Origin of the sequence: Sporosarcina sp. USHLN248 (assembly GCF_037144575.1) — a bacterium.
GTDB lineage: Bacteria > Bacillota > Bacilli > Bacillales_A > Planococcaceae > Sporosarcina > Sporosarcina contaminans.
The window spans coordinates 73092-82393 of record NZ_JBBCZC010000013.1 but is presented as its reverse complement, the minus strand read 5'-3'; the positions used below and the strand labels follow the sequence as shown (position 1 = coordinate 82393).

The 9302-nt window shown below is 38.5% G+C and carries 9 protein-coding genes; 8 read left to right on the top strand and 1 reads right to left on the bottom strand.

All coding sequences use genetic code 11. From position 1 onward, the window contains the following. The first annotated feature begins 404 nt into the window (after window positions 1–404). Together WFH04_RS07400 and WFH04_RS07395 are read left to right on the top strand one after the other, a co-directional pair. Window positions 405–1415, top strand: a complete 1011-nt coding sequence (locus WFH04_RS07400) for a GTPase (RefSeq protein ID WP_336823425.1) — start codon at window positions 405–407, stop codon at window positions 1413–1415. A 173-nt stretch (window positions 1416–1588) separates the two neighbouring features. Next, window positions 1589–4414, top strand: a complete 2826-nt coding sequence (locus tag WFH04_RS07395) for an S-layer homology domain-containing protein (RefSeq protein WP_336823424.1) — start codon at window positions 1589–1591, stop codon at window positions 4412–4414. Between the two features lie 144 nt (window positions 4415–4558). Here the strand turns inward: WFH04_RS07395 and WFH04_RS07390 are convergent, their stop codons facing one another. Further along, window positions 4559–4981 (bottom strand): YusW family protein, encoded by a 423-nt coding sequence (locus tag WFH04_RS07390; protein ID WP_336823423.1) that lies wholly within the window; start codon window positions 4979–4981, stop codon window positions 4559–4561. A gap of 156 nt (window positions 4982–5137) precedes the next feature. On the opposite strand from WFH04_RS07390, the gene WFH04_RS07385 reads away from it, so the two are divergent. From WFH04_RS07385 to WFH04_RS07360, 6 genes are all read left to right on the top strand, one after another. Beyond that, complete coding sequence (locus WFH04_RS07385) at window positions 5138–5371, top strand: hypothetical protein (RefSeq protein ID WP_336823422.1); 234 nt, start codon at window positions 5138–5140, stop codon at window positions 5369–5371. A gap of 170 nt (window positions 5372–5541) precedes the next feature. Next, window positions 5542–6474 carry a heme o synthase gene (gene cyoE, locus WFH04_RS07380; protein ID WP_336823421.1) on the top strand — a complete coding sequence of 311 codons (933 nt, stop codon included), beginning with the start codon at window positions 5542–5544 and terminating at the stop codon, window positions 6472–6474. A gap of 12 nt (window positions 6475–6486) precedes the next feature. Then, window positions 6487–6651: a hypothetical protein gene (locus WFH04_RS07375; protein ID WP_336823420.1), complete on the top strand. Its 165-nt coding sequence runs from the start codon at window positions 6487–6489 to the stop codon at window positions 6649–6651. A 168-nt stretch (window positions 6652–6819) separates the two neighbouring features. After that, complete coding sequence (locus WFH04_RS07370; RefSeq protein WP_336823419.1) at window positions 6820–7617, top strand: basic amino acid ABC transporter substrate-binding protein; 798 nt, start codon at window positions 6820–6822, stop codon at window positions 7615–7617. A gap of 47 nt (window positions 7618–7664) precedes the next feature. Beyond that, a complete protein-coding gene (locus WFH04_RS07365) occupies window positions 7665–8408 on the top strand; it encodes an amino acid ABC transporter permease (protein WP_336823418.1) in 744 nt (247 codons plus the stop codon). Next, window positions 8405–9127, top strand: coding sequence for an amino acid ABC transporter ATP-binding protein (locus WFH04_RS07360; protein ID WP_336823417.1), 723 nt, complete (start codon window positions 8405–8407; stop codon window positions 9125–9127). The genes WFH04_RS07365 and WFH04_RS07360 overlap by 4 nt, the downstream gene beginning before the upstream one ends. Window positions 9128–9302: the final 175 nt, after the last annotated feature.

Genomic DNA, 9302 nt, shown 5'->3' with positions numbered 1-9302 from the left:
CGCGAGCTACTTTCAGTATTGAATGAGAAAAATACAAGAACAGGTGGCGAAAAACGATTCGTTTTTCGCCACCTGTTCTATTTTAGGGACTTATTGGACAGCCCCTTTTTTTGTTGCAAAACTAACATTGGGCAATTATGTTTTATAAAAGTTGGTCGGATAGTTGAGGGAATGACCAGGCTGCTGACACACGACATTACTTCAGGATATCCAAATAACAGTAATCGAACTGTTTAGTACGAATAGTCGCTTACGCTAATGGCACAAACGTAATAAATAGTGAAAAACTTGTTTGGTAATGACAAAAACATATTTCATTCGAAATACGGGTATGAATAAGGGAGATTGAATCTTTTATAAGATTTATTCGTATGTATAGTAAGATCTGAAAGAGGGTGAACAGGATGAATCAACAATGGATGTCTGACGAGGAATTCGATCAAATTTTTGATGAAAAGTCTGCTGAAATTAATGAGCAGCTTAGCCGTGAAATATTAGTTGCGATGATTGGGGATGTGAACGCCGGCAAATCGTCGACAATTAACCGGCTAATGGGCGCGGATGTTGCACAAGTTGGTGCAAAGCCTGGTGAGACACAAGCAATCAATAAATTTGTTTATAAGGAAAACATCATCTTTGTAGATACGCCTGGATTAGACGATGTGTATAATGAACATTCTGCGGAAACGATGAAATTTTATAAGCATGCAGATGTCATTTTATTCTTCTTGAATGCAGCCGGGACAGTTTTATCGGAAACCGAACTGATGTCATTGAAGAAAATAGCGAAAGTGAATAAAGATATCATCATTGTCTTAAATAAAATCGATGCGGCGGACGATATTCCGCATTTGGTGAAATATATACAAGATCATACGAACTACGATTTCCCTGTCGCTCCGATTTCATCACGAACAGGCGAAAATATGGGAATGCTTCAAAGGGAAATATTGGACATATTGGAACTGAAAAAAAAAGACATACTAATGGCCGCAAATATGGCAAACAAAAGCGCCATCGCAGATAGATGGATCCTTGGCGCCGGCGCTTCTGCTGCGACAATTGGCGCAGTCCCGATACCGGGGTCTGATTTTGTGCCGCTCACCGCTTTGCAAGTGAGCCTTATGCTGAAATTATCCACTCTGTACGGTAAACCGATCACAAAAGATCGTGCAAAAGAGCTCATAATCGCCACGATCGTTGGAAACATTGGGAAGACTGTTTTTAGGCAAATCGTAAAAGTTGTGCCAGGAGCAGGGATGGTTGCTGGCGCGAGTGTAGCAGGCGCGATGACGATTGCACTTGGACATGCTATCAAATATGCGCATGAAAAGAATATTGATTTATCGCCAAAAACGTTGAAGCCGATCTATCAAATGTTTTTGAAAAGAGGAAACAGAAAGAAAGAAGACTAAAGTGGCGTTTCTCCTTCAGTAAATGAGATCAGTAGAATTGTAGTCTGGCAACATAACCAATAATTACATCTATCATTTTTAGGAAAATAGATTAATACTGTTAAACGAGGGTATTAGTTTATGGGAAGCAATTACTCTCAAATTCTATACATCTCAGAGGAGGAAGTTTATTAATGGTCAATCAACCAGCAAAGTATCGTAATTTCATAGCAGGAGCAGCTTCTGCGGCATTAATTGCATCTGCTGTAGCACCAACTGTTGCAAGTGCAGCAAGTTTTTCTGACGTGGCGGATAATAATACACATGCACCTGCAATTGGTGCGTTAACAGAAGCAGGAATTATTACCGGCTATGCCGATGGAACGTTCAAACCGGACAAAACACTATCACGCTCTGATGTTGTGAAAATGATGGGGAAATGGCTTGTTTCTTTAGGCTATGAAGTACCGACAGATTACAAGACGAAACCTAGATTTAAAGATCATACATCTAAAACAAATGATGAACTATTAAAATACTCTGCGATCGTAAAAGATAATGGTGTATTCAAAGGCTATGAAGACGGCACATTAGGTGCAGGAAATGAAATCACACGTGAAAACATGGCTATCGTTTTAGTACGTGCCTATGATTCTATTAACAAAACAGATCTTGTAACAACTGTGAAAAGCAAAGAATTTGACAAAGATGTTATTGACTTGGCTAAAGCGAAAGCTGAAGCAAGACCGTACATCGATGTATTGGATTACTTCGACATTACAAATCCAAAGGCACCGCAATTCAATCCTAAAAATTCAACAACACGCGGTCAGTTCGCTTCATTCCTCTATAAAACTTCCACGTTGAAAGTAGAAGATGAGGTGGATACAGAAGCACCTAAACTAGTATATAACGGAGACAAAACGATCGAAGTTGAATATGATGCAAACTTCACTCTTCCAGTCGTTACTGCAACAGATAATAAAGACGAAAAAGTTGAAGTTACATCCGTTATTACAAACGCAGCAGGCGAAAAAGTGAACGCAATCGATACAAAAGTTCCGGGAACTTATACAGTAACATACAGCGCTGTTGATCAGGCAAATAACAAAGCTGAGAATTTAATACTTACGATTATTGTAGCTGAACCTGCTACACCAGCAGTTGAAAAAGTTGCTGCGGTTAGTGCGACACAGGTGAAAGTCTCTTTCAATTATGATGTAGATCCTGCATCGTTATTTGAAGATAACGGTACATTGAAAGCTGATCGCGTTGCAATAAGTGCAATCGATGGACAAGGTGCTCTTAAAATAACCAATGCACAATTAGAGGATGAAGGTAAAAGCTTACTTTTAACTGTAGATAAAGCCGTTTCTAAACGCTATAAAGTCGTTGTTCAAAATGCGAAAACAGCAAAAGGCGAATCAATAGAAAAATATGACGAAATCGTCAGCTTTGCAGCAGATACAACTGCTCCTACAATAACGAATACGGAACAAATTTCTGCAACAAAAGTGAGAATTAACTTCTCTGAGCCCGTAAAAGCCCATACTGCTCAACTTTCTTATACGGATGGCCAAGAGGTTAAAGGGGCATCTGTCAAAGTTGAACAAGGTGCAACTTCTGTAATCGTTGACTTGGGAAATTCAAAAGTAGAATTCAACAAAACAATTAACGTAACTTTCATCGGCTTGGAAGATATGGCAGGGAACTTACTTTCACCAAACCCAACTACTGTGCAAATTGTAAAACAGCAATTAGATGGCATTAAACCAACAGTTTCTTCTATTGCACAAACAGGAGTAAAAACATTTAACATTCAATTCACAAAAGATCTTGACGCACTTAAGGCAGCAAATGTTGAAGTTTCTGGCGGATATACTGTTGATTCAGTAGAGAAAGTATCTGATCGTGAATATAAAGTGACTGTGAATAAAAACCTGAGAGGCGTTCAAAACGTTGTTGTTAGCAATTACAAAGATCTAAGTGGTCAAGCAGGTGAAAAAGTGACAAAAGTTGTTACTTTTACTGAAGATACAGTTGCACCGAAAGCGGTATCGACTGCTGTAACGGTTGATAACGGCAAAGAGTATTTGGATATTACGTTTGATAAAAATGTTGTTTTGGATGAAAATTCTACAGTGCAAGCTACAGGAACTTATGTATCCAAAAACATTACTCATTCATTAAACGGAAAAGCGGTTAAAGCCGAATATAAAAATGCTCAAACAAAAAATATAGTACGTGTTACATTAAGTGATTTGATCGGTCAAAATGATGATGTCAAGGACGCTGTATATTCTGTTAACCTATCATTCGGTTCGATCACAAGCCAATCAGGCGTAGCGATTACTGGAATGAAAAATGTAAGCTTCATTCGTACAGTTGATACTACATTGCCTACAGACGCTAAAATAGCAGTCGATGAAATTGTACAATCAGCTGAAGATAATAATATTGTTATGATTACGTTCGATAAAAATGTAGATGCAGCTTCTGCTACAAATCTGGCAAACTACAATATTGATTCTGCAGTGATTGAAAAAGCGACTGTAAAAGCAGATCAACTAAATGTCGTTGAATTGAAGTTGAGTGAAGGAACTAATCATTTCTCTGGCCCACGCAATGTCGTTGTTGAAAATGTTAAAGCAGCTGGTTCCGCAGTTCTGATGGATAAATTCACTGGCAAAGTGAATTTGAAAGAAAATGTGGCACCTACTGTAATAAGTGCGGTAATTACGAAAAATAGCGAAGTGACATTGACGTTCAGCGAAGCTGTAACAGTTGATGCAGGTGCATTTGAATTATTCGTTGGAGATTCAAAAACTCCGATTGCAGGGACAACTGTAGCAAAAGTTGACCCGGCTGCTAAAACAGCTGTCATTCAATTGGCTGAGGGACAAACATTCACTCAGGATCAATTTAATGAAGGTATTTACGTGAAAATGGCAAAAGATAAAAACGTTGTTGACACGGTGAAAAATCCATTAAAATTTACTGAAATAAAAGCTTTAAACTAATTGCTTTCAAAAGTAAAATCCCTCGCGACTAAAAATCGCGGGGGATTTTACTTTTGGAAAATTATGCATTCCATACTTTGGATAATTGATTGTTCTTTAAATTATGAAAGGCTACCGACAGTTCCTACACCAATAATCTAACAGTTATTTTGTCATCATTATTTCCTTACTGTCGTATCCTTTAAATGTGATTTGCAAACGGATCATTTTAAAATCATGAATTTCAAATGCTTCTGATATTCTCTTAATCAGTTCCGTTTCATCCATATCAGGATTCATTTCATGGTTGCTGAAAACTTCCATGAGTTTATTGACCGCTTGTTCACCATGTAAATAGACATTATCAATTTTATTGACATATTCAGCTTCTGAACGCTCCTTTTTCTCTGAGAAGCTAACATTCAGCGCTTCCTTTTGCTCTTTTGTATCTATTGTTACAGTAATCATTGTAATGCCATATGTATCTACAACTTCATTTGCTTTTTCTTCAGGAAGTATATTTTTACTGCTGCATGCAGTTAATAAAAATAAAGCAATTATGAATAAAAAAAATAGGGATTTACGCATCTGTAATCATCCTTTCCAAACGACTATGTTTAACATAACCTGAGGATGAGGTCGATATACATGACGGACGGCAAGGCTCGTAATTAGGTGAAACTTCATGAACAGCTATCCGTATAGTACATTACCGGAATGCACTGCATGGAAAGGGGGATACATATGAAAACAGAACAGTCTATGACGTTGAAAGACTGGATACTGACGATCGTTCTATTATTTTTGCCGATCGTCAATATCGTTATGCTCATCATTTGGGCAACTGATAAGCAAGACCCAAGGAATACATTTTCAAAAGCCTATTTAATTGTATCTGCAGGAGCGATTGCACTCGTCTTTACGATTTACATGTTACTATTTTTCTTATTTCTAATGATTGGCATTTTCGCGGCATAATTTTTTATCGTAAGTTTTTATTGATCATTTGATTTTGAATAAATTGTGACGAATCGTTATTTTGACAATTGAATTTCCAAATTTAAAACACCAATCGTTTATTTTACAGTAGGTGAAATGATATGATATAGGAAAGGATTGATTGAAAGAGCCAACAAGGAGAGTTAACAATGACGAAAGAAATGGAAATTTCATATAGGGAAGAGCAAGCGAGGATCGATAAAAAAGAGGCAGGATCTTTCATCGCGGACTTGAAATCACTTTTCAAAGGCCCGGTACTCATAGCGAATGCTTTGCCTGTTTTTGTCGGTTTTTGGCTTGCCCTCTATTTTACGGATGGATCATTATTAGCGAATAGCCAGTTATTTTGGTTAACAATTATCGGTAGCACTGTTTTAATGGGTGGTGCTTTAGTTCTGAATAACTGGTACGACGTCGACATTGATACAGTAATGAAAAGAACACAAAAACGTCCGACCGTTACAGGTCATTTTTCATTGAAAACGGTTTTGACAATCGGTATTGTACTTTCTGTAATTGGTATGGTCATGCTGTTTTTTACGACGATTGAGGCCGCGGTTTATGGCTTTATCGGATGGTTTACGTATGTCATTATGTATACGATGTGGACAAAGCGTAAGTATACACTTAATACAGTGATCGGCAGTATTTCAGGTGCCGTTACACCATTAATCGGCTGGGCAGCGATCGCGCCAGCTTATCATATAGTACCCGTAGTATTGTTCCTCATATTATTCATATGGCAAATGCCTCATACATTTGCAATTGCGATTCGAAAGTATGACGAATACAAAGCTGCAGATGTTGCGATGTTGCCTGTTGTCCGTGGCATTCGGATGACGAAACGGCAAATGTTCGTTTATGTCGCCTGTCTATTGCCTTTGCCATTTTACTTAGGGTCGCTTGGAATGGCATTTGTCATATTGGCTACTCTGTTGAACATAGGATATGTAGCGATGTCCATTGGTGGTTTTTTTACAAAAGATGATTACCGTTGGGCAACAATGATGTTCTTTTACTCGGTAAATTATATCGCTATTTTGTTTTTGTTGATGGTTGCAGTTACATTGCCAATTTTTTAGGGGGATCATTGGATGAAGATGCGAAGGAAAAAGAAGAAGGAGTCGAGAAACGAACGGTATACGTTTTTTGATTTCATTTTGGATGCGCTTTTTTTCATTCCAGATATTTTGTTTTTTCTATTCCGGCTTATTCTTTATCCTTTCAGAACTTTAGTAAGATGGATTTTAGAATTATAAATGTATTAACGAACCCATGCCTTGAACGAAGGTATGGGTGTTTTTTTGTGGATTATTTCGAAAAAGTTCATTATATCTACTTATTTAGAATGTTCAGTTGATAATGAAAGCGCTATCATTTATAATTCTATTAATCGACGATGTAGTTGAAATGAAGGGGGAGATTGGATGGATAGAATGGGTAGGAAATTGTGGTTAAGCATTGCATTTGTTTGTTTAACAATCATTTTAGTAGGCTGTGGAACAGGTGGTTCATCGAGCGGCAGCAGTTTGGATGTCGATGCAGATGGCAAAAAGAAACTGATTGTCGGTACGGATGCTACGTACCCTCCGATGGAATACATGGATGAAAAAGGAAATATTGTAGGGATTGATATTGATATTGTGAATGCTATCGCGGAAGCTGCCGGCTTTGAAGTAGAATATAAGAATTACGGATGGGAGCCGTTATTCCCGGCGCTTGATAATGGGGAAGTCGATTTTGCAGTATCTTCTATTACGATTACGAAAGAACGGAAACAGTCTTTTGACTTCACTGAACCATATTTCATAGCCAATCAGTTGATTCTTGTCCCAGAAGATTCAGATGTTGAATTGTTCGATGATTTAGCGGATAAGCGTGTTTCTGTCCAAATAAACACTACAGGGCATCATGTTGTTGCGGATTTATTAGGAAAGACAAGTTCAAAAATTGTTGCAGCAGAAACAATGCCTCTTGCCATCAGTGAAATGATTAATGGGAATGCTGATGCTTCTGTTGGAGATAATGCGGTTATCCTTGATTACCAGAAAAATAATCCCGACGTGGATTTGAAGACGGTGGAAGATGACAGCTTTGAAAAAGAATATTACGGTTTGATGGTGAAAAAAGGAAACAAGGAAGTACTGGATTTATTAAATGAAGGAATCAAAAAAATTAAGGAAAATGGAAAGTTGAAGGAAATCACGGGCTTTGATATGGAATGATTGTTGAATGATAAGCAACAGCCATAGATATCAAGGAGGTGATGATCATGGAGTTTTTAGGTATAAGATTTGAAATGCTGGAAAGTATTTGGAGTTACCGAGAGTTATTCATTCGGGGGATTTGGGTCACTCTCGGATTGACAGCTGCGGGTTATGTTGGAGGCTTCATTTTGGGATTGATCGTCGGGTTAGGGAAGTTATCTAAAAGTAAATGGTTTTACTATCCAGCAAAGTACTATGTCGATTTTTTTCGTGGAACTCCATTGTTGGTACAAATTCTATTAATCCACACAGCACTGATTCCTAGTCTTTTTGGTCACTCCTTAGGTTATTTTGTTTCTGGGGTATTAGCACTTACGTTAAACAGTGCTGCTTACAACGCGGAAATTTTTCGTGCTGGAATTCAATCAATTGATAAGGGGCAGATGGAAGCTGCCCGGTCGCTTGGAATGCCACATAACACTGCCATGAAGTTGGTTATATTACCACAAGCGTTCAGAAGGATGATTCCGCCTTTAGGCAATGAATTGATAGCATTGTTAAAGGATTCTTCGCTTCTAATGGTCATAGCGGCAAGTGATATTCTGTATGCAGGCAAGGTGGTGGCAGGTGTCTATCAAAGATTTTGGGAACCCTATTTAACTGTTGCTGCTCTGTACCTAATATTGACATTTGCATGCGGGAAACTCATCAATTATATCGAGAACAGGTTTAGCAATAGTTACGTCCCTTCTTCAAGAAGATCTATTTTTACAATGAGACGTTCAGAACCAGGGGGCGGATTGCGATGATAAAAATAAGAAATTTGCGTAAATCGTTTGGGCAATTGGATGTTCTGAAGGGCATTGATTATGACATTAAAGAGAAGGAAGTCATATGTGTGATTGGCCCGAGTGGGTCGGGAAAGAGCACATTTTTAAGATGTTTGAACCTTCTTGAAGAAATTACTGCGGGCGAAGTATATATAGATGGTGTAAAAATCAATGACCCAAAAACGGATATAAACGGTATCCGGAGAGAAGTCGGGATGGTCTTCCAACAATTCAACTTGTTTCCTCATATGCGGGTAATCGATAATATTACGATTTCACCGATCAAAATTCGGAAAATGGCCCAACGAGACGCAGAGGAATTGGCACGGCAACTTCTTGAAAAGGTGGGGCTTTCCGAAAAGGCGAATGCCTATCCCGAACAGCTCTCAGGAGGACAAATGCAACGGGTTGCGATTGCAAGGGCGCTTGCCATGAAACCTAAAATTATGTTATTCGATGAACCGACATCGGCGCTTGATCCCGAGATGGTAAAAGAGGTTTTGGATGTTATGAAACAACTTGCCTATGAAGGCATGACAATGGTTGTCGTTACACATGAGATGGGTTTTGCAAAAGAAATGGGAGATCGGGTGTTATTTTTGGATGGAGGGCTTTTAGTAGAAGAAGGAAAGCCGGAAGAAATTTTCACTCATCCTAAACACGAAAGAACGAAAGCATTTTTCAGCAAAGTATTATGAAAAGCTGTTAAGTATTTAGGGATGAATTGTATTTCACATAAGTTAAGGACGATATGAAAAGTTCATATCGTCTCAGCTTGTTGACAAACGCTCGCATACTGCGTTGCTCGTCTCGCTTGTCCCCTCATGAACCTAAGTTCTATTCGGGTCTTCGCTCGACTTCGCGCGGGCTTGC